This is a genomic window from Anaerococcus sp. NML200574, assembly GCF_026131665.1.
In the GTDB taxonomy this organism is placed as follows: Bacteria; Bacillota; Clostridia; order Tissierellales; family Peptoniphilaceae; genus Anaerococcus; species Anaerococcus kampingae.
Genome location: NZ_JAMXSM010000064.1, coordinates 1 through 1,505, shown reverse-complemented (window position 1 = coordinate 1,505; position 1,505 = coordinate 1). Strand labels below are relative to the sequence as shown.

Here is a 1,505-nt window from a genome sequence, read left to right as displayed (position 1 = left end):
GAGTTTATTTACCCTTGACTTTTAAAAAGCGAATGGTTGTTGCTCCCTGCAAGGGTTTGGCTCTAAAGGCACGCAAGCACCCTTTAGGGTGTATAATTGCGCCCTTAGAAAATCTAAGGGAGATTTTGTTATTTTATTTTTCTTAATTTTCTCTCATTATTTTTAGTGTTTCTTTAAATTCTTTTGTCTTTGTTGCTTCTTCTAGTAGGATTTTTATTTCTTCATCTGTTAGTTCTTCTGCATTTTCTATAAGGCTTTCTAAGATTGCTCCTCTTGTTATAAGCCTATGAGTTCTTTCTTTTCTTCTTTTTACTATATCTTGTTTTAATATCTTCTTTTCTTGATTTTTTAGTTGCCTTAATCTTTCTTCTGTATCATCTATTTTATCTTTTATTTCTTTTGAATCTTGTCTTAGTTGATTTAAATTTTTCATACTAATATCCTTTCTTGTAATAAAAAAAGACGATAGAGTTTTATTTTCTATCGCCTAGATTATTTGTACTATTTATTTTACACCCATTTCAATTTTGCAAGCTATAGGTATCTCTATAAAAAATACTGTATATTGTCCAAACTCACTTGTTGCTCCTATGTCTCCTCCCGCATTATTAAGTATTTTTTTTACTATTGATAAGCCTAATCCCATTGATTCTTTATCAGTCGTCCTAGCTTTATCCACTGTGTACAATGGATTAAATATTTTATCTAATTCAGATTTCTCTATGCCCTTTCCATTGTCTTTAAATTCTACTATAACTGTATCTGGGTTTTCTTTTGCAATTATATCAATTTCCAATGGATTTTCACCCCTATATTTTATAGAATTTGAAAACAAATTTTCAAATATGATTTCAAGCATCCTGTCAGATAAACCTATCACTGTACTTTCTTTTATATCATTTTTATAAAATAAATTTCCTATCTCAATTGTAAATGATCTATTTAATTCATCTACAATTCTATCTAAAGATTCTCTAGCTCTGATATGATTTATTTCTTTGTCATATATACCAAGTGATGAATAGTCTTTTAGTTGTTTGATTCTATTATTCAATTGTTTAATCTTTTTGTTTATTATCCTTATATATTCGTCTTTTTTTTCTTGGCTATCAGCAACTCCGTCACTTATTCCATCTATGTGGGCTTGTATTACAGATAAGGGAGTTGATAAATCATGGCTTATAGATGCTATTAGCTCTTCTCTTTCTTCCTTTGCTTTATTTTCTCTTTCCCTATATGATTTTAAAGATGCTACCAATTTATTAAAATTATCCAATAATTCTCCTATTTCATCCACCCTATCATTTTCTATATATAAATCATATTCCCCTTTAGATAACTTTTTAAAATTATCTAGCAAATTATATATAGGCTTTACAATAATCTTATCGACGTAAGCTAAAAATATAGTCGATATAATGACAATTACTATAGCTATTAATATAGAAATTGATGTTAAAGATAACAAAAGACTTTTAGGTTCTTTTTCTGGTATTCCTAAGACC

2 protein-coding genes are annotated in these 1,505 nt (G+C 28.2%); both read right to left on the bottom strand.

The features are described from left to right. Window positions 1-142 precede the first annotated feature (142 nt). Window positions 143-433, bottom strand: coding sequence for a DUF3847 domain-containing protein (locus NH286_RS10610; protein ID WP_016648558.1), 291 nt, complete (start codon window positions 431-433; stop codon window positions 143-145). A gap of 72 nt (window positions 434-505) precedes the next feature. Beyond that, the coding region (locus NH286_RS10605) for a sensor histidine kinase (RefSeq protein WP_265238778.1) at window positions 506-1,505 on the bottom strand (1,000 nt) is incomplete at its 5' end.

Excerpts from the sequence above, each read along its gene's own strand:
- NH286_RS10610 (WP_016648558.1), bottom strand. The coding sequence starts at position 433 with ATGAAAAATTTAAATCAACTAAGACAAGATTCAAAAGAAATAAAAGAT.